This is a genomic window from Porphyromonas sp. HMSC065F10 (assembly GCF_001808555.1).
Taxonomy (GTDB): Bacteria; Bacteroidota; Bacteroidia; order Bacteroidales; family Porphyromonadaceae; genus Porphyromonas_A.
Genome location: NZ_KV793798.1, coordinates 62,448 through 82,788, shown reverse-complemented (window position 1 = coordinate 82,788; position 20,341 = coordinate 62,448). Strand labels below are relative to the sequence as shown.

The 20,341-nt window shown below is 50.4% G+C and carries 10 protein-coding genes; 2 read left to right on the top strand and 8 right to left on the bottom strand.

Going from position 1 to position 20,341, the window contains the following annotated elements; all coding sequences use genetic code 11:
* The first annotated feature begins 399 nt into the window (after positions 1-399).
* Positions 400-2,067: an AMP-binding protein gene (locus tag HMPREF2890_RS06235; protein WP_070466647.1), complete on the top strand. Its 1,668-nt coding sequence runs from the start codon at positions 400-402 to the stop codon at positions 2,065-2,067.
* A gap of 765 nt (positions 2,068-2,832) precedes the next feature.
* On the opposite strand, the gene HMPREF2890_RS06230 is transcribed toward HMPREF2890_RS06235, so the two are convergent.
* Positions 2,833-3,735 (bottom strand): ATP-binding protein, encoded by a 903-nt coding sequence (locus HMPREF2890_RS06230; RefSeq protein ID WP_070466646.1) that lies wholly within the window; start codon positions 3,733-3,735, stop codon positions 2,833-2,835.
* Positions 3,732-4,085 (bottom strand): STAS-like domain-containing protein, encoded by a 354-nt coding sequence (locus tag HMPREF2890_RS06225; RefSeq protein ID WP_070466644.1) that lies wholly within the window; start codon positions 4,083-4,085, stop codon positions 3,732-3,734. Before HMPREF2890_RS06225 ends, HMPREF2890_RS06230 begins: the two co-directional genes overlap by 4 nt.
* Before the next feature lie 616 nt (positions 4,086-4,701).
* Here HMPREF2890_RS06225 and HMPREF2890_RS06220 point away from each other — a divergent pair.
* Positions 4,702-5,961: an ATP-binding protein gene (locus HMPREF2890_RS06220; RefSeq protein ID WP_070466741.1), complete on the top strand. Its 1,260-nt coding sequence runs from the start codon at positions 4,702-4,704 to the stop codon at positions 5,959-5,961.
* Between the two features lie 937 nt (positions 5,962-6,898).
* Here HMPREF2890_RS06220 and HMPREF2890_RS06215 read toward each other — a convergent pair.
* The 6 genes from HMPREF2890_RS06215 to HMPREF2890_RS06190 all read right to left on the bottom strand — a co-directional run bounded on the left by HMPREF2890_RS06215 (position 6,899) and on the right by HMPREF2890_RS06190 (position 19,933).
* Positions 6,899-8,569, bottom strand: coding sequence for a RagB/SusD family nutrient uptake outer membrane protein (locus tag HMPREF2890_RS06215; RefSeq protein ID WP_070466642.1), 1,671 nt, complete (start codon positions 8,567-8,569; stop codon positions 6,899-6,901).
* Between the two features lie 15 nt (positions 8,570-8,584).
* Positions 8,585-11,893 (bottom strand): SusC/RagA family TonB-linked outer membrane protein, encoded by a 3,309-nt coding sequence (locus HMPREF2890_RS06210; RefSeq protein ID WP_070466640.1) that lies wholly within the window; start codon positions 11,891-11,893, stop codon positions 8,585-8,587.
* Positions 11,894-12,399: 506 nt separating this feature from the next.
* Complete coding sequence (locus HMPREF2890_RS06205) at positions 12,400-13,743, bottom strand: DUF4302 domain-containing protein (RefSeq protein WP_083289844.1); 1,344 nt, start codon at positions 13,741-13,743, stop codon at positions 12,400-12,402.
* Positions 13,744-13,771: 28 nt separating this feature from the next.
* A complete protein-coding gene (locus tag HMPREF2890_RS06200; RefSeq protein WP_083289843.1) occupies positions 13,772-14,947 on the bottom strand; it encodes a substrate import-associated zinc metallohydrolase lipoprotein in 1,176 nt (391 codons plus the stop codon).
* A gap of 23 nt (positions 14,948-14,970) precedes the next feature.
* Positions 14,971-16,566 (bottom strand): RagB/SusD family nutrient uptake outer membrane protein, encoded by a 1,596-nt coding sequence (locus HMPREF2890_RS06195; RefSeq protein ID WP_168160425.1) that lies wholly within the window; start codon positions 16,564-16,566, stop codon positions 14,971-14,973.
* 25 nt (positions 16,567-16,591) lie between these two features.
* Positions 16,592-19,933, bottom strand: a complete 3,342-nt coding sequence (locus HMPREF2890_RS06190; RefSeq protein ID WP_070466631.1) for a SusC/RagA family TonB-linked outer membrane protein — start codon at positions 19,931-19,933, stop codon at positions 16,592-16,594.
* Positions 19,934-20,341: the final 408 nt, after the last annotated feature.

The window sequence follows — 20,341 nt, the reverse complement described above, 5'->3', positions numbered from 1 at the left end:
ATCCCTCCGGGGCTTCGCCCCTGCGGGATCGGTAGGTGGTTGCAGCAGCACGGAGATCAGTCCATGGGATTGCACAGCGACAGGGGACATCACCTTTGCCGTTAAGCTCAGATGCCCCCCCTGCGGTGCATTTTACACAGGAGACCTATCTTCAGGAAAATGGGTAATTTTGCAAGAGTGAGGGTACGTTTAATGCTTAGATACTAATGAAGACCTTTGCAAAATGGTCTTTCGCCGAAAAAGCCCCGCTTTTTCGGCAGGGACTTTGCAGAATGCCCCAGATGCAAGGGACTGAGAGTGAGGGCGAAGGGAGTGTGCTTACGCACATGGCCAAGCCCGAATCTCGAATGTGACGCCGCAGATGGGGTATTATGCAAAGGTCTCTAATGGATTAATGATATGATAGAGACACCTTTCATCAAAGCCTACGAGAAGTCGTTTGCAGACTCTTGGGCGCTGGCAGCGCTGACCAATTACGACACCGGCAAGACCTTTAGCTACGCTGACGTGGCGAGAGGGGTGGCACGCACACAACTGCTCCTCGAGGCCTTAGAGGTCAAGAAGGGGGAGCGGGTGGCGCTCATCGGTGAGGACTGCGCTGAGTGGTGCATCCACTGGCTCGGCATCGTCACTTATGGAGCGGTCGTCGTGCCGATCCTGCCCGCCTTTACGGCTGAGGATGTGGAGGCGATCATCAACCACTCCGACTCAGTGGTGGTCTTCGCGGACGTTGAGCACCGGCAACGCCTCTCGATCGACCATCTCCCCGAGGTACGTGCCTTCGTCGACATCATGTCGGGCAACGTCATTCCCGAGATGACCCGAGAGGAGCGACTCCACAGCATCGATGTGGAGGCACTCTTTACCGAGCGCTACCCGTCCGGCTTCACCAAGGAGGACATCCACTACGACGGGGTCTCCAATGAGGATGTCGTCCTCCTCACCTACACCTCCGGCACCTCCGGCACCAGCAAGGGCGTGATGATCACGGCGAATAATCTGATCGCCAATGTGGTCGCCGCTCAGGAGAAGAAGGTGGAGCTCCCAGGCGACGTGCTCCTCTGCTTCCTCCCCAATGCGCACGCCTTCTCCCTCGCCTTCAACGTCCTCCTGCCACTCTCCGTCGGCGGACACGTCTTTATCCTGCGCTACAAGCCTACCCCCTCGATCCTCGTCAAGGCGATGAAGGAGGTACGCCCCCACGTGATCCTCGCCGTGCCACTCGTGCTGGAGAAGATCTACGCCAAGGCGATCCTCCCCAAGATCGAGGCCAATATGATGGCTCGCCTCGCACTGAAGATCCCGCTGCTGAATAAGGCGATCTACGGCAAGGTAGGCGATACGCTGCGGGAGACCTTCGGTGGACGGCTAAAGTTCTTCATCGTCGGTGGCGCAGCACTCAATGACGAGGTCTCCGACTTCCTGATGAAGGCCGGCTTCCCCCTCACCGTCGGCTACGGCATGACCGAGTGCGCCCCGCTCATCAGCTACATAGAGCCCAAGCGCTACCGCCACGGCAGTGTCGGCAAGATCATGTCGATGATCCAGGAGGTCCGCATCGCCAAGGCGGATCACGTCGCCGAGGACGCTGAGGGGCACCAGGTGGGCGAGATACAGGTCCGCGGGGAGAATGTCTGCAAGGGCTACTACAAAAATCCTGAGGCCACCGCTGCACTCTTCTCCGCCGACGGCTGGCTCCGCACGGGCGACCTCGGCTACTTCGACAAGGACGAGTACCTCTACATCTCCGGACGCATCAAGGCGATGATCCTCACCTCCAATGGGGAGAACGTCTACCCCGAGGCGATCGAGGAGAAGTACAATATCCACCCCTACGTCGCCGAGTGCGTTGTCGTGCAGCGAGGTGAGCGCCTCGTTGCTGTCGTTTACCCCGACTATGCTGTCTTAGAGAAGGAGCAGAAGGAGCCCAAGGCAGCACTCGAGGAGGTGCGCAAGCAGATCAATACCCTCCTCAACCCCTACCAGCAGATCTCTGAGGTGGAGCTCCGTGAGGAGGACTTCGAGCGCACGCCCAAGATGAGCGTCAAGCGCTACCTCGTCAAGTAAGCCTCCCCCAAGGAGACATCTAATAGGTATACAGAGGTCGCAGGTCGGGTCGTCAGTCCCCCACCTGCGACCTCTGCCTATATCATCCCCAACCTCCCCCCCCTTAGCAGACGAGTCGAAACGGGGAGGATGGGCAAAAGGGATCGTCAGACATCGCTGCACCCCGCCAGGGTCGCTCGTAATGATGATCTCCAGAGGAATTAATGCACCTGCGGGATCGGGTTACACCCCGCGAGGAGGGCAGAGCCCAAAATTTCAAGTCTGCTTGAGATTTTGATCGCCACGGCGAAATTTTCAAGTGCACTTGAGAATATCTTCATAAAGCTCCCGGATGACCTCTTGTGTATCCGACCAAGCTCCGCCTCCAAACACTCAAATCACCCGAAGACTGCTGCAAATATACCACACCCGGCAGGGCATATTGTCCCTTTGGGTCTCCACCGACCCTGATCAGCCCACTATCCGACACTTCTCCGACGAAAGACACACCCCGGACCCACCTACAGATCAGGGGTGACACGCTAGTGGCACAGTAGCCATTGATCTCATCGTGATGAGAGGAGGGAGAAGCACCCCTTGTGGGGGTGCTCGCTCCATGGCCTCGGGTCGAGGGGCGCAGCCCCGAAGACCCGTGGATCAGCCATCAGAAAAGACCGCGACCTCGCTAGGGTGTCGCACCGATTGATTGAGTACAATGAGCAAGAGCGACCCACCTCATCTGCCCACATGCTAACGCAATATAGGGGGCGCATCTCACGAGTTACGCTATAGCTCGTAGTAATCAGATGGGTTAAAGTCATCAACAAACCTTGGGATACGCAATCCCACAATAGTACCATGCAGTCCCAGGTGGTTTGGGAGAGGGAAAACCTTCTCTTCCCTTGGCGTACTCACATAGAGTGCGCTGCCGGAAAAAATAAGAAACTCCCCCTGAAGCCCATGTACCAGCATTTGCCGAGAGCTTGAGATGCCAAATCCTCTATTTACAGAGCCTGCAGTATTCTTTGTCGACAGCCGCCGGTTAATTGTCGTCTGAAGAGCCTGAGCATCTGTACTTCTGTCATCTAATAGTTTTGCTCTCCTATAGCTTCCGGGGATAGTTACGCCATTATCAAAGATGCAGATATCCATATACCCTTTGCGGGCATAGTCTTGACAAATTATCCCACCACCATGTGAGAAAGAGTGCTCAATGACGTTATCCAATATCTCCGAGATCAAATAATTAACACCTGTGAAGATCCTGCCACTTAAGTCAAGTCTAGATCTTAACAGATTGACCACAGCAGATCCGACTGACGTCACATGTGCCCTTGATCTCTCGCCCAGAAGGGGAAATCGCATAATTGGGATATATGACTTGTCTCTGTAGGATCCGAGATACTCCTCGATGTCACCCAATTCTTCAGTAGAGATGCCGCCTTTATCAAAACAGATCGTACATAGGTAGCTGCTACGTACGTCTAACTCAATACGTCTGGAAGCCAAAGGATCAAACTTCCTCGCAAGAAGTGCAGATAAGAAAAGAGGGGTTGCGAAAGCCCCCTCCTCAAATGTTAGTACATTATCTGTATCCGAACTTCTCTCAATCCTCTCAAAAATCAAGAGCGCCTCTCGGAGTCCACTCAAAAACTCACTCCCCACATGGACTGAAGCGTCTATAATCATAGACAGGAAAGCTCATTCAGGTACAAGGTCAGCTCATCCATATTTTCCACCTCTTGGATCTGGACTTGAGAGGATGCGCCCCGACTAATGGGGACCTGAGTTGCCTTGACCGCATCGAGAAGTCGCGATAGCTCGCCCGTCATATTAGTCACCCGTGCATGCCTCTCAACAATCAGCTTATTATAGAATTCATCCATAAAGCTCCGGCTCGAAAACTTGACACCGGAGAAGTCAAAAGTAACCTCTTCACCAGCAGGCATAGCATCATAGCTGGTAATAAGTTCCTCCACGCTACTACGAAGCCTTAGGTAAGGCTGCAAAATGTCGCAAATTACAATTTTCCTATTCATAATACACTGATTGATAAAGCCAAAATGAACATCGTACTTCTCTTACTTCCACAAATGTAATGAAAAGGAAAACACACAACAAGAGAAAAGATCACGACCCCGCCAGGGCGTCGCTCGCAATGGGGACCGCTAGAGGGAGCGACACCCTATCGGGTTCGTATATATAAGGCGTATCTCAGGAGACCCGGGGTCTTCGGCACTTCGTGCCTCGACACCCGGGCTATGCAGAAGTGACCCCTACCGGGGTCCCCTGCCAGTCAGCATATTGCGAAATAGCGCCCTCGGTGGGGTGGCACCCCTTACGAATGTCGACATACTGTGTAAGCCGACAAGTTTGGGCAAAACTTCCGACTCGTCCGACTTGCGGGCTGCACCCCTTGTGGGTGCTCGCTCCATAGGCATCGGTCATCCGCGTAGCGGTGACCGATGTACAGCGCCCCACCCTGCCCCTCGATCCCGCCAGGGCGTCGCCGACCATACATCTCCTTTCCCGCCGACCCGCAAGGGGTAAGCAATAGAAATTTCAAGCACACTTGAAATTTTGATCGCAGCGGAGAAATTCTCAAGTGCACTTGAAAATACCTACATTTGTACAAGCATTTCAAGCACACCTGATATGATTGCGTCCATACGTAAATACAACTTCTGGGATAAGCGCCCTATTGACTTGGGATACCCACGCACATTCTACACGGAGAAGATAGGTCAGTACATTGACATCCAACTGATTAAAGTATTGGTAGGTCAGAGACGTACCGGGAAGAGCTATATCCTAAGGCAAATAGCAGCACAGCTGATTGCTGACGGCACTCCTCCCAATGATATTCTGTATATCAACAAGGAATACCTTGAGTTTTCAGACATTCTTGACTATCAAGACCTCGAGAACCTATTTCAGCAATACAAGAAGGAGCTCAAGCCACAGGGGAAAGTATACCTCTTCATCGATGAGATACAAGGCATTGAGGGGTGGGAGCGATTTGTCAACTCACACTCACAAGACTATGCTGAGCCTTGCGAAGTGTTTATTAGCGGCTCCAATTCCGACCTGCTGTCCGGTGAGCTTGCAACGCTACTATCGGGGAGGTATGTAGCGTTTGAGATACTCCCTTTTAGTTTTTCAGAGTTCTGCGGCATCACTCACAAGGAGCCTAATAGAGGAAGTTACCTAGACTTCCTTCAGGCCGGAGCCCTGCCGGAGCTCTTCAACCTCCCCAATGATGAGATGAAGCAAAACTACGTCTCCTCGATAAAGGATACTGTTATGCTTCGTGACATTGTCGCAAGGTATAAAGTAAAGGATGTGAAGCTCCTGGATGACCTCTTTGTCTATCTGGTCAACAACGCCTCCAGCATTATCTCCATCACCAACATCGTCAACTTCTTTAAGTCACGAAATAGGAAGACAAACTATGAGACGCTCTCCAACTATATCTCCTATCTCGAGAGTACGTTCCTCGTCCATAAGGTAGAGAGATATAATATCAAGGGGAAGGAGACTATCTCAGCCAATAGCAAATACTATCTGAATGATCTGTGCTACCACAATTATCTATACTCCGGATTTGGCTATGGGATGGGGTACTTACTCGAGAATGCTGTCTACCTAAGCCTCAGGCGGGCCGGATACCAAGTCTATGTAGGTACGAATAAAGAGGCGGAGGTAGACTTTGTCGCCATCAAGGGAAGCAGGAGGCTCTATTTTCAAGTCACGCTACAATTGACGGAGAGAGAGACCATAGAGCGAGAGTACCGCTCTCTTTTGTCGATAGAGGACAACTATGCGAAGTATGTCGTTAGCTTGGATGACTTCAAGCTCCCAACAAATGAAGGTGTTGATCATATTTCGGCTTGGGAGCTTGACAGCATCCTATAACGCATAAAGTATGGTCTAATTACCGCCCCTTGCCCAAGCCGACAAGGGGCTTCATTGTATCAGGGTTCCGCCTCCAAACACTCAAATCACCAGAGACTGCTGCAAATATACCACACCCGGCAAGGGTATTGTCCCTTTGGATCTCCTCCGGTCCTGATCAGCCCACTATTCGACACTTGTCCGACTCGTCCGACCCGTCCGACGTGTCCGACGTGACAGCGTCCCCAGCAAAGAGCACCCCTTGCGGATGCCGGCGTGCTATGTGAGCCGACAAGTTTGGGCAGGGCATCCGACGCGTCCGACAAGATAGTGCGGACTACAGGGCTGCACCCTGGTAGGGGTGCGTTGTTCTTAGCGTTAAAGTAACGATTAGCCCATCGTGCACGTACAACTTTCTTAGGCATCACCCTGACGAAGCCCAGAAACTCCCCTACCGCATCGCTCTGCTCTCATTGTGCGTTGGTATCCTCTCACTTGCCTTAGGACTGATCTGCCTCGTCATCACCATTATCAGCTAAGTCTCAGCAGCACATCTCCACAACGGAGCCTGACCGGTGACCCTCTACCAAGTCACACGGTCAGGCTCCGTGCTAATAATCAGATTGGTCTTGTCAGGTGAGCAGACTCCGGCAAAGGACCGGAGACTCACAGCACGGCACCTTTTTACATAAAAAGACCTTTGCAAAATGGTCTTTCGCCGAAAAAGCACAGCTTTTTCGACAGGGACTTTGCAGAATGCCAAGATGCAAGGGACTGAGAGTGAGGGCGAAGGGAGTGTGCTTACGCACATGACCAAGCCCGAATCTCGAATGTGACGCCGCAGATGGGGTATTATGCAAAGGTCTCATAATACTTTCGCAGGCAGAATAGAGAAAGAGGGTGCGCCGCAACTCGTGCGACGCACCCTCATAGGATTAGCGGTTAAGCCGATAGTTGTTTACAAGGGGTTTTGCTCACAAAGCTTATTGCCCTTCAGCTCATCGTAAGGAATAGCAAATACCCACTTCTTAGAGTTTGCGTCCTTTGCGATGTTCATTGCATTTGTACCTGAATTACGAACGGTGAAGTTTGTGAGATCAGCTGGGTCAAGATACTTATCATTACCAGACTGAAGTCTGGCACATACATGGCCTATACGCTTCTGATCGAAGAAAACTCCACCCTCATAGTAGAGATCAATCCACTTGTTACGTAGAACCTCAAAGGCCAAATCGTCAGCGGAAAGACCTGAAGGAACTACATACTGGGGGTCACGAGATATCATCACCTTAGTTAGTGTCTTTGAGGCCTCAGCCAATTTACCCTGACGCGCCTGAGCCTCTGCTGCGATGTAGTACATCTCACCGAGGCGCATGAAGACTGCGTCCATAACGGCATTACCGGCACCCTCAAGAGTAGCAAACTTAATCTGCTGACCAGTATACTCCCAGTCTGGTTTGCCATTTCTTAGTTCCTTGAAAAGTGTCCCACTACCATCCTCCGGGACATCATTCCAGATATCCATAATAGGTGGCAGCTGAGGCTTACCCTTTGCATCAAGGATAGGGTTACCAGCAGCGTCCCTTAGGTAATCTCGAGCGATAAACCAACGACGACGGACATCCTTCATACCCATCTTATCGAAGTAGCTACGGTTTATAGCATAAGTAGGTGCCTTAAGAGACCCGAAGTTGTAAGAATAGTGGGCACCCCATGCGGCAAACATAGGGTTCTGATCCAATGTATACTTATACCCCCAAATCCATTCGGCAGCACTAACACTATTGAAACCATTTAACAACTCATCGCCTTTCTGAAGTCTGGCAAAACCGACTTTCTCAGCGGTCTGAATAGAGAGTAATGCATACTTCTCAGCTCCCGCATAATCTCGCTTACCGAGGAGTGCTCGAGCAGCAATACCATAAGCAACAGGAAGGTTGATACGATTCTTCTCCCATATCAAGCTCTTCTTCTCAGCAGCCTCTCCCATAAGATCAAGACCTGTCTTCAAATCCTGTGTAATCTGAGCATAAGTCTCTTCCACTGTACCTCTTGCCTGAGGATCCAAGGTGGGCTCTGTGCGGATGATTATACCTAGCTCCGAGTTATCACCTCCGGGATTATAGCGAGGCGCAAAATACTGAACCAAGTTACTCATTGCGTGAGCTCTAAGCAAATATGCCTCGGCAAGCACTTCCTTGAAGTGACCTTCCGTCTCATACTGCTCCGGCTTAGACTTAGCGATCACCTTATTACAGTGCTGAATAACGGTATACCAGCTATCCCAAGCACTGAAATTCATCCCCCCATAAGGATCGACATGATCATCCCAGCGGTAAATGCCCATATAATAGGCAGGTCGAGTATTGACATACAGATCGGAAATCCAGTCAATGCGGGTATTAAGACTGTGAAGTCCATTCCCAAACCACTGACCAAAGCTGTACTGATAGAGCATGCCATGAATACCCTGCAAGATTCCCTCTGTACCATTTTTCGTGTTGACATTTGTCAGCTGTTCCTCGTCAAATGTACTGGAAGGGAAAGTATTGAGATAGTCCTTATTACAGCTTGTAGCTCCCAAGAAGAGACAAGCAGATGCAAGAGCACAAATAAATTTCTTTTTCATAGATCCAGAATAGAATCAAAAGGTTAGATTTAAAGTGGCAGTCAGCGTCCTTGCGAAACCGAAAGAGGTATTGTAAGCAGCACCCGAGTAAGAACCCATTGGATTAAGTCCCTTACGTGCAGATACCAAGAACAAATTCTCTCCCGCAATGCTTATACGCGCACCGGATACCTGGATGTACTCAAGCCAAGACTTAGGCAGATTATACCCCACCGAGATAGACTTAAGCATCAGAGAAGAAGCAGAGGTGAGGTACCTATCAGAGGTATCATTATTATACTCTCCGAACTTCCCACTATAAAGAGCAGGAATACCTGAGGGGTCACCGGGCTTCTGCCAAGCCTTCAGAGCATCGACATGGAAGGTACGACCACCATTCAAGATACGCCCCATGAGACCTGAGTAACCATAGTCATAGACCTTGCCACCCAGCTGATAGCTGAAAAGGAGGTTGAAGTCCACTCCCTTCCAAGAGAGACTAGTCCCAAATCCACCATAAAGATCCGGGATAGAAGATCCACAGAAGTGCTTTGCCGCATACTTACCAAAGTAAGTATACTCAGCTTTCTCCCCCTCCTTGGCAAGTCCCACAAAATCCTCCGAAGTAGGATCGGCCAAAGTTGGGTAGAGCTCCTTATCTATGCGATAGATAGCGCGACCATTGTCGGGGTCGACTCCGATGAATTCCCTCAGGTAGAAATCCTTGATACTACCGCCCTCGACCCACTTACTGATGCCGGTCTCGATACCCTTCTCACGGTTCTCCTCCGGGAGACGAACAATCTTGTTCTTGAAAATTGTACCATTCCAATTGACATCCCAGCGGAAGTCGTTGGTATTGATAAGATTGAGCTTCAGATCCATCTCCATACCATAGTTACGGACTTTACCAATATTCTTGTTGATAGAGCCCAGTCCTGTGGAGACGGGAAGTGAATAGTCGAAGATCAGGTCATCGGACTCTTTATTAAAGAGCTCCACCGTACCGGAAAGTCTATTAAAGACAGAAAACTCAAGCGCGAGGTCGTACGCAGTCTGCTTCTCCCATACGAGATCACGATTACCGGGAGAATTGACGCGCAAGCCAAGATCGTAATAGTTGTTTTGAGTAGAGTAAAGGGTCTGATAGGCATAATAGGTACCGAGGTTATCGTTACCTGTCTGACCAATAGACATTCTCAACTTAAGGAAATTGAGCCATTCACGAGCAGACTCCATAAAGGACTCTGAAGCGATGTTCCACCCTGCTCCAAAAGACCAGAAGTTACCCCAGCGCTTATCGGGTGCAAAGCGAGAAGAGCCATCCCTACGATAGGAAGCTGATACGTTGTAACGATCAGCATAATTATAGTTGAGGCGTCCGAAATAGCCCTCCTTGCGATAGGTAGAGGTATAAGACGAAATATCGTTCATCTTGGTGAGATTACTAAACTCATCAACACCAAGGAAGAACATATTCTCCTTAGTGGCAGACATATTACTGAAGACGGCTTCGTAGGATTCATGTCCTAAAAGAGCCTCAATGCCATGGTCGCCAAACTCCTTATTGTAAGTAAGAAGCTGATTGAAAGTCGTCACTTGATCCCTCCAGCGATCTTGAGACAGAAGTCCCTGAGGCTGGTCTCCCATTATGTTATTGAAGCGCGTCTTATTTGACTCCGCTGAGAGATCCATTGCATAATTGACTCTGAGCATCAGACCCTCATAAAGCTTAGCTTCTAAGAATGTTCTTGAAGAGATAACATCTCGCTTATTGAAGTTCTTATCAAGGGTTTGCTCATAGACAGGATTATATCGTTTCGACCATGGACGAGTCTCACTATAGTCATAAATCTTATTCCCCTTTTCATCAAGCTCATAAGAGCCATCCGGGTTGTGGCGGTGAATTGGATAAATAGGGGCAATAGCAGAGATAAAGTAGAAGGGATCCGAATAGTACCCTTTACCCTGAGCTGATTTAGTGCGTTCAATATCTGTAATGCTAAGGGAGGCGTTTGTCCCGATCTTCAGCCAATCAGTCACATTGTAAGCAATATTTGCACGGGTGGACAGGCGCTTAAAGTCGGTAAATCTCTTATATCCCTGCTCACCAAGGTAAGAGAGAGAGAGGAAGCTTGTGACCTTATCATTACTATAGCCGGAGTTGACGACATACTCCTGCCGTAGTCCGGTACGATAGAGTTGTGACTCCCAGTCGACGTCATCAGCCCAGAGAAGACCCGTAATCTCAGGATTGATCATACCATCCTTACCGACCAAGAGAGGCGAAAAATAAAGGTTCTCGGTACTTCCGAAAAGTGGCACATCGACCTTATCAAACGATCCCTTGGGACCGGTAGTCAGATCATAAAGTAAATTTCCTTTCTGATCAAACTTTAATGAATTAACATCTATGCCCACATCCGTCTTGACACCCGCAAAAGGCATATACTTCATATCATCCGAAGCATCTGCGTTAGCATATAGCCAAGCTTGCTCCGGAGTCCTGCCTAATTCATAGAGCCCAGTATTATAATATTGTCTCCACAACAAGCGAGCATAATCTGTAGCATTTACAGTCTCATAGCGCTCCTGACCACGACGGCTGGCACCGACGTTTACAGTTACATTAAACGACGGCTTACCACTATTGGAACGAGCACCGCTCTTAGTGGTAATCATAATCACACCGTTTCCGGCAGAGGATCCGTACAGAGCAGTAGAGGCAGCATCCTTCAGAATGCTTACACTTGCAATGTCTGCAGGTGAGATGTCTGCTATTGAGCCGGTATAGACCGCCCCATCAACAACGAAAAGCGGTGCGGAAGAGGCATTTATGGAGCCAAATCCACGGATCATAATACCTGCAGTAGAGCCCGGCTGACCGGTCGAGGTGGTTACCTGTACACCCGGTGCAGCAGCGGCGAGGGCAGAGGAGACGTTCGTAATCGGACGACTCTCCAGCTGCTTAGCAGTAACATTAGACTGTGCGCCCACAAGTGACTGCTTCTTGGCGGTACCATAAGCCACAACGACCACCTCGTCGAGGAGCTCGTTGTCGGGGACCATCTTGATGGTGAGCTGTGCAGCTGCCTTGACCTCTTGAGTCTTGTAGCCGACGTAGGAGACGATAATGGTGGCGCCCTGCTTGACGGTCAGCGTAAAGTGACCATCAATGTCGGTCTGCGCACCATTGGTCGCCACACCCTTCTCGCGGACCGTGGCACCGATGATCGACTGACCAGTCTCGTCGAGGACGGTACCCTTAACGGTCAGCTTCTGAGCAAAGGCGCAACTGATCGATAGCAGAAGAAATGCTAGCAATAGTTCGATTTTCCTTTTCATACTTGCTATTGAAGATTAGTTTTTATGCCCGGCATGGATGCCCCGCATCCGCCGGTTGGTTTGAAAGTTATTAAATGTGTCTTAAGCCAAACTGTCCCCTCCTCCGATGGGCGGGGTTGTGATCAACAAGAGGACTCGCACTCCCGCTTGATTAGACGACCTATCCCATACCATCGTATCACAATGTTAAAGTATTCCAACGAATATTCCCAATCAGTTTGGCTCGAAATGGTGAAGAAACCTGATTTTAACATATCAGAGGACGGGTTTCCCGCATTTTGACAAGTGTGGGTTACAATTTGATGACATCCCATTAGAATAGTCCTTAAGTAAAGCGCCCCAAACAACGAAAATACTTTAAGGAAAAGGGTGGAGGACATCAGGGGATGAGGAGTCACAGACGATCGGAAGGAGACAAAAAACAAGGGTCTCCCCTGCCACCTGTGAGCAGCAGAGGAGACCCTGAAAATAAGAAGAGGTCGTATCGTCTACGACCTGAAAGGTCGTTAGTTATTGCTCATATCAAGCAGATAGTGGCTATCCAGTCCGCTGTACATGGTGACGCCTCCACCATTGCCCCACGGGATGAAAGAAACATAGGTGGTCTCGTCGAAGAAGGTGGTGAAGTACTTGATCATCTCGTGGATACCGGTACCCTCGTCAAGAGCGCCATCAGGAAGATTCTCCCTCTGCCAATCTGTGAGATCAAGTCGATAGATATTTCCATCCACCTGAGTGAGGTTGCACTCGACATCCAGTCGCTTACCTTGTGCATTGGGCCATACGTATAGGGTGCGAACGCCATTCTTGTAGAGCCCTAACCCTACCTCCTTAACCTTAGTACCTAAAAAGGTGCCGGCGGCTGCGATAATATCATCAACTGCGGGTCCCCACGTCCAATCATTCTTCCCCCAATACCACTTATTCAAGGTGGGTAATGGGCGAATCTTTGCAGGATAATTCCCATTAATATTGAGGACAACGGAGTGGTCCTCTACTGCATGGAAAGGACTCTTGGCATCATCTCTCTCAAACGAGGAGTACTCCTTGTCCTTGATCTTGATCGGCGTTGTAGTCTTGAACCCTTTGTCAGTGGGAGAGACAGCATAGGTCTCCTCTGATCCATCCGGGCTGACGATAACAATGGATGCCTTGTCGTAATTAGCAGAGACGAGATCCCCTATGGGTCCCTGGAAGGAAAACTCCCCAACACGCTCGCCGTCAACCTCCACAGTCCTGTAACGATACCCGCTACCGGCCATAAGATAGTTGGTGAAATTAACCAGAGTACTAAGAGCCTCGCCAACACCCTCAGAAGTGGGTGCTGAAGCAAGGGGCTTCAGGATGACGGAGTCATTCATCTGCTTCATCCCTCTCATCACTACGGAGTCAGCAGTAGCGGAGAGCACCTCAAACTCGAGATCTCCACCGAAGCCCTCTCCCATCTTCTTCTGTCGCTCCTCCGCAGACCCTCTACCATCATAAAGGATGGTGGGGTCGGACAGCATGGACATCATACCATAAGTATCAAAGCTGAGGACAACACCGCGAGAAGCGGTATACTTATAGGTACTGGTGATCGGATCGGCGCTAAAGTCCGACCAGATGGTTACCTTATGGTCGGGCAGAAACTTGAATTGCAGGTCGGTCTTAAATCCTCTGCTTGTCTTATAGGTGGCACCCCAGCCATTGGTGGCGGAAGTAAGGATCTGATCCACCTGACTCACCCCCTCAAGGACACGCTGCGAAGCGGGCTTGTCGAAGACATCAGCCTCCGTCCTTGAGCATCCGACCAATGCGAGGGATAGGCCCAAGAGTGTGGCGCCAAATACTTGTATAGATGTTTTCATATTGCTTTCGTTGTCATCAATTGGTGAATTACTTCTCCTTTAATCTGAGGTCTCTATGACAGCCGTCACAGGAGAACGTACTCAATTGGTCAGCCGGGAAAGCTGCTGCGAGACCCTGAGAAAGAATCTGCTGGTCAAGAGCAGTAGGATGCAGCGTGACCGAACCATTAACGATTGTACGAGTATTGATTGTCCCATAGGCCACCTGTAAACGACGCTGAACAATGTCACGGAGTTGATCAATGTCGATGCTCCACTTCTCCGCCAGGTAAGAAGCAACAATGGCCTGCTTCCTTACGATGGCATCACGGGCGGCATTCGTCACAGAGACCATGGTGGCATTGCGGATCTGATCGATCTCCTCCTTGGTCTTGTGCTCATTCTCGGCCTTCTCGGCAGCCTCAGCGGCCTTCTCTCTTCCGTCAATGCCGGCGAGTAGCTGCTGCCATCCATCGGGTGAAAGGACGAGGTAGTAGGTGAGTGTCTCGACGAAGTCCTCATCCTTATTCTTACGAGCATAGTCGCTCACAAAACCCTCCTCACGAGATATGCGAAAACGCTTAGCAGAGTCGTCCTTGGGGTTGAACCACTGACCGGTATACTTGTCCTTAGTGATCTCCTGGAACTTATCCGAATAGAGCTTATTCTGATGAAGGATGTGAGAGAACTCATGGAACATCGTGTGGAAGAACTCGGAGAGGTCATCCTTATTCTGCCAGTGATTGATGCCGAAGAGAAGGATCTTGCGACCGCCCTCTGCCTGACCCAGCTTACGCACACCCTCGCCCTCATACTCGTACTCTCCGAGTAGAAGGATCTGCTTAGGGATGTAGGTGCGGATGAAGTCTGCAGGATCCTTATACGCCTTAGAGCCCTCGTAGACCTCTATGTAAGACTGCATGAAGACGTAATCCAGCATCTTCATAAATGGGACGACATTCTCCTCCATAGGGGGGACGATATCGTATCCATAGTGCGTCTCAATGTCGGTATATCGCCAGATGGCAGCGACGTTGTAGGGCTTGAGGATGTTCTCATCCAGCCACTTATCTGTCTCGCTCCTGTTGCCGGTCAGCACCTTGCGACCGCTGTAGTCGACATCCAACGGCTCCTCCTTCTTGCAAGAATTCATCCCCAGAGCCAAGGAGATGGTCATTGCCGAGAGAAGCAGGAAACGGCAAGTAGTATTGATATTATATTTCATAACGTTCGTATGACTAATTAGTATTACTGATTCTCGGAGGACATCAGTGACTTATCAGACTTCTCATAGCCGGGGTTGGGCTCCAGATTGTATCCCTTGGTCGAAGAGGGGATCTGGAAGGCGTAGCGGGGATCACCTGCCTCAAGGCTCACCGAGCTGCTCTTGGCATCGCGGTGGGAGAGAAGATTGTGCTCCACAGGAAGGTTGTAGTGGCGAATATCCAGCCAGCGCAGCCCCTCTTGGAAGAAAGCGACACGACGCATATCGGTAAAGGCCTTGACATATGCTGTCTGCGTCTCATCCAGCGGATAGAAGGGCTTGAATACCCTCTGGTCGGTCTGATAGAAGCTGACAATCTTATCATTAGTAACAGTATAGCGATCATCAGCAGCGGAATAGCCCTTGAAGAACTTGGTGACAAAGAGCTGAAGGGCATCAACAGCCTTAGGATATTCGCCGGTCATTGCATAAGCCTCTCCCATATTGAAGAGCACCTCCTCTGCTGTGACCAAAGGCACTGCAATGAATCCTCGACCGGTTCCGGCTTGGATATTGTCGACCCTAAAATATTCCCACCACTTGGGGAAGTTTGCGTAGAGAGTACCACCGAAATAGGGACCGTTGGGAGTGATCTCTACGCGGAGGAAATTGTAGTGATCTCCAAAGCCGGCACGAGTACGGATACTCGGGGTAAGACCGTAGCGAGAGTCAGCCACACTACCAACCCACCAGCTCATGGCCACGTTGAGGATGAGATTGGTATTCTCGGTGGGCATGGTGTAAAGCTTTTTCTGCTCGTTGTAGGAGAGGTTGCGGTACTTTGTCATGTCACGGAGCATAATGCCCGGCTCTGTGCCAAGTACAAAGTTTCCAAGCTCCACAACCTTATCCCACTGCCCCAATGTACGGTAGATACGAGTCCCGAGAGCAGCGGCAGAGGTTTTGGTCCAGTGGTACTTAGGCTGCGCATACGAGTTGCCGATGAGAGCATAGCCCTCCTCAAAGTCCTTCAGTATCCGATCATAGGTCTCCTTAAGCGTCCCACGCTTATAGCCCTTGAGGACCACGTCCTCCGGCTCAGTGGGGCAGGGGACACCCAGATACTGATCAGCCGTACTGGGGTCATACGGGCGACAGAAGGTCTGAGCCAGCATATAGATACTGTAGGCACGGATCATAAGTGCCTCGCCCTTACTCTCAGCCACTTTTCTCGCCTGGTCGGCGGTCAGCCCCTTCAGCTCCTCAAGCCCCTTCAGAGCCTGATTGGCTACGGATATGCACTCATACATATTATTCCAGTATCCCGTAGGGGTGTCCTGATACGTAGAGGATATGTACTCCTGGAAGGTATAGATCTCGCGATCGGTGGTAGGATTGGCCCAGGCACGGATACCCTTGTCTGCGGCATTGTCAGACCGAACCTCGTACATCAGGATATTTGATCTCATCGGATATCCTGAAGTAAGCAGCTCATTAATGGTCTCGACGTTATCCAGCGTGGTACGATCGTCAGGATTCTTGTCAAGCCACTTATTGCAACTTACAAGTCCCATGGCGAAGAGGGCGGAGAGCGTAACAGCCGTACCCTTCAATCGTATATTCGTTAGTTTATTCATCATATTCATTCGATCCTCTATAAGTTCCTTAGAAGCCCAGTCTCAGAGTCAGCGTGTACTGGTGAGGAGTAGGCAGTGCGACACCACCCGCAGCGGAGAATTCCGGATCCACGCCATTGAGCTTCTTGTCAGCATAGATAAGCCAGACATTGGAGGCAACGAACCTAAGCTGTGCTTGGTTCAGGAAGCCAATTTTCTCAAGGAGAGACTGACTTAGACTGTAGGTAAGGGTCACATCCTTCAGGCGGAAGAAGTCTCCCTTGGCAAGACGCACGTCACTATAGTTGTATGCAGAGTAGGCTCTCGCGTAATCAGAGGAAGCCTGAGCAGAGAGGCGGCTGTCCAGGATACCCGGGATTACAGTCTTCTCCTCATCTCCGGCCTTTACCCAGCGATTGAGCATCTCTCGCGGCATGGCATACTGATCACTATAGCTGCTGTAGAAGTCATACGGCAGACGGATCACGTTACCGGCCTGATAGGTAAAGTAGAGGGAGAGACCCAGATTGCCATAGGTGAAGGAGTGCTCCATACCGCCGGTGATGGTGGGATCCACCGGACCCTCATACTTCAGGAAGTCCAAGTCCGTATTCTGCTGGAAGTCGATACCCTCCATCGTAGCCTTCTTATGCTCGGGGTCGAGATAGAAGAGAGGCGCACCATGACTATTCAGCTTGGCAAAGGGGATGGAGAAGATCGACCGAACCGGATAGCCCTCACGAGGGGAGCCATAGGGGTTCACCAAGTCACTGACACGGGGACGGGTCTGAAGGTTGGTGATCTTATTCTTATTGTACGAGAATGTTAGATTAGTCGTCCAAGCGAACTTGCCTGCGGTGACGTTCTTGGTATTGAGAGAGAACTCAAATCCGTGGCTGTCCATATTGGCGTAGTTGGCCAGCTTGTACATCTGTCCGCCAACACCACTGGTCAGGATACTGCCGATCAGGTCAAAGCCCTTACGCCAGTAGAAGTCACCGCTAAAGCTGATCCTATTGCTGAAGAGTCCGAGGTCAAACCCTGAATTGAGCTCATACTGCTTCTCCCAGGTCAGCTCCTTATTCTCCAGCTCATCAATATAGGCATAGGTCTCATCATTCTGAGCAATGCCTCGGTAGGTCCTACCGTTATAGAAGATCGGGAGAGAGTTTCGAGCCGGTCCCATGGAGGCGGTCAGACCGTAGGTGGCACGCAGCAAGAGGTGAGAGATCGTCTGGTCAGTCGGGAAGAGCGTCTCACGGACATTCCATGATCCTGATACATTCCATGTGGGCAGCCAGCGGGCACTCATGGAGCGTCCAAGCATATTGGATCCATCGTAGCGACCGGTGAGATTCACCGTTGCGAGTCCCTTGTACGAGTACGAAAGTGCGGTGAAGAAAGCGACAAATCGGTCGTAGCTATTGTAGAGACCGAAGTAGTTACCACCGCGCTCAAGGATCTGCTTCATGAGCTTGTAGTTGGTAAAGACGGCAGACCCCTTATAGTACTGAATGCCGTAGCCATCGCTCCAGCGATTGACGCGATCAGCACTCTTTACCTCGGAACCGACGAGAGCATTGAAGATGTGCTCATCGTTGAAGGTGTTATTGTAATTGGCAGTGGTACGGAAATAATAACTCTTCATCAGGTCATCCGTATCATAGAGGAAGCCACCGAGAGGAAGGACAACCTCAGGATACGAATTAACCTTGTCCGGATCAGAGTAGAGGTAGGAATTTCTCTGGATAACGGTGGCATTCTGCGTGGCTCGATAGGCCATGGTCATATTGGACCGCTCAGTCACACGGCTCTCTGAGGTGGTCTTCACGAAGCGGGCACTACCCAGCACATTAATCTCAAGCTCCTTGATCGGCTTGTAGCCGAGATCGACCTGGAACTTTCCATCAATCTGATTGATGAAAAGGTTATTCTCTTTCAGCTCGTTGAGGATAGAGAAGGGGGCGTAGTTACGCTGATAGTAGAAAGGCGTTACCCCATCATCCTCATAGGCACGCATGGTACGGGTCGTATTGAGTGCATAGCTGAAGGGGTTAATGTCAAAGTCACGAGTGAAGGCACCGGTAAGTGGATTGACTCCCTGATTTTGAGATCCGGGTGCTTTCTGATCACGATAGCTGGCATTGGTGGAGATCTTGGCCGTCAGCTTGTCGCTAAACTTATGGCTGACGTTGAAGTTACCGGTATACCGATTCACCCGGTCGGCAATCGTCCATCCGGGATCGTAGAGGAAAGAGAGTGAGCCGTAGAAATTGGTCTGCTTGTTTCCACCCGAGATGCTTACGGAGTGATTTTGCTGAACGGATGGTCTGAAGAGGAGCTTAAACCAGTCGGTATTGCGCTCTGCGGCTTTCTCGAGGAAAGCCAGCTTGGCATCCATGGTATTAGGAAGACCAAAAGCCTGCTTCTCGGGATCCCAAGTATTGATAAGGTTACTCATAACGAAGAACTCGCCTGCATTGCTGGCGCGTCCCGTCCATGAATCATTGAGCCACCCCTTGTCGTACATCTCAAGGAAGATGTCCATCTGGTCGGCAGAGTTGATCACGTTATAGTCAGAGTAGCGAGGACGCTGACGAAGGGTAAACTCTCCCGAGTATGCAACGTTCGTGCGACCGGAGCCACCACTCTTTGTCGTAATTACGATGACGCCATTCATCGCACGTGCACCATAGAGTGCGGTGGCAGACGCGTCCTTCAAGATCTGGAAGGACTCAATATCGTTAGCATTGAGACCGGCGACAGCACTGGCAAGCAGGGTATTGGCATTACCGGTTGCCAAGTCATCTGCGGAGACATTGACCACATCCTCAAGGACAACACCATCAACCACCCAGAGCGGCTTGGAGTTACCATAGATGGAGGAGGCACCGCGGACACGGATCTTAGGTGCCGCACCAAAGGTACCTGAGACGTTCTGCACCTGTACACCGGCGACCTTACCTTGAAGCATTTTAGAGACGTCCGTATTACCATCGACCAGAGCGTCTTTAGCATCCACCTTGGCAGCGGAGCCGGTGAAGAGACGACGGTCGATCTTGCTGTACCCGGTCTCTACGGTGACGCCCTCGAGGAGCTGTGCATCGGGCTCCAGTTTGATGGTCAGCTCGGCTTTTGCCTTGACCTCCTTGGTCTTGTACCCCACATAGGAGAAGATCAGCGTTGCTCCTTGGTTAACTGTCAAGGTGAAGTGGCCGTCGATGTCGGTCTGCGCACCATTGGATGGCACACCCTTCTCACGGACCGTTGCTCCTATGATCGATTCGCCAGTCTCGTCGAGGACCGTACCCTTTACGGTCAACTTCTGAGCAAAAGCGCAACTGATCGATAGCAGAAGGAAGGCCAGTAGCAGTTCAATTTTCCTTTTCATACTTGCTATTGATGATTAAGTAAGTTAGCTGTCGGATGATACAACCCACAGTCTAAGTTCCACTACACGTACAGGGAGATAAGAGGCCGACATTCGCAAAATAATGACTATCGGCCGTCGACTTGGTGCAAAATTTTGAGACGCCAGCGGTTACTTCGCAAAGTAATTAACCTCTGATTTCTCGCCTGTAACTATGTACTTCAATGTTAACCCTTTTTATGGGTAAGTCCAAGCATTTGGAGGTTAACCTTAACCAATCGGTCCGTTTTAACATTTCCAGAGGACGAAACGGACAGAATTGTCACCTACAGATAGCAATCTGATGTTTTTTGCACATAAGAGCCATTCTGCAAAACCATATGGCGCCGGGGGATTTTTCTTTTACCGGTATTAGAGAAGACTAATATC

Excerpts from the sequence above, each read along its gene's own strand:
- HMPREF2890_RS06235 (WP_070466647.1), top strand. The coding sequence starts at position 400 with ATGATAGAGACACCTTTCATCAAAGCCTACGAGAAGTCGTTTGCAGAC.
- HMPREF2890_RS06230 (WP_070466646.1), bottom strand. The coding sequence starts at position 3,735 with ATGATTATAGACGCTTCAGTCCATGTGGGGAGTGAGTTTTTGAGTGGA.
- HMPREF2890_RS06225 (WP_070466644.1), bottom strand. The coding sequence starts at position 4,085 with ATGAATAGGAAAATTGTAATTTGCGACATTTTGCAGCCTTACCTAAGG.
- HMPREF2890_RS06220 (WP_070466741.1), top strand. The coding sequence starts at position 4,702 with ATGATTGCGTCCATACGTAAATACAACTTCTGGGATAAGCGCCCTATT.
- HMPREF2890_RS06215 (WP_070466642.1), bottom strand. The coding sequence starts at position 8,569 with ATGAAAAAGAAATTTATTTGTGCTCTTGCATCTGCTTGTCTCTTCTTG.
- HMPREF2890_RS06210 (WP_070466640.1), bottom strand. The coding sequence starts at position 11,893 with ATGAAAAGGAAAATCGAACTATTGCTAGCATTTCTTCTGCTATCGATC.
- HMPREF2890_RS06205 (WP_083289844.1), bottom strand. The coding sequence starts at position 13,743 with ATGAAAACATCTATACAAGTATTTGGCGCCACACTCTTGGGCCTATCC.
- HMPREF2890_RS06200 (WP_083289843.1), bottom strand. The coding sequence starts at position 14,947 with ATGAAATATAATATCAATACTACTTGCCGTTTCCTGCTTCTCTCGGCA.
- HMPREF2890_RS06195 (WP_168160425.1), bottom strand. The coding sequence starts at position 16,566 with ATGATGAATAAACTAACGAATATACGATTGAAGGGTACGGCTGTTACG.
- HMPREF2890_RS06190 (WP_070466631.1), bottom strand. The coding sequence starts at position 19,933 with ATGAAAAGGAAAATTGAACTGCTACTGGCCTTCCTTCTGCTATCGATC.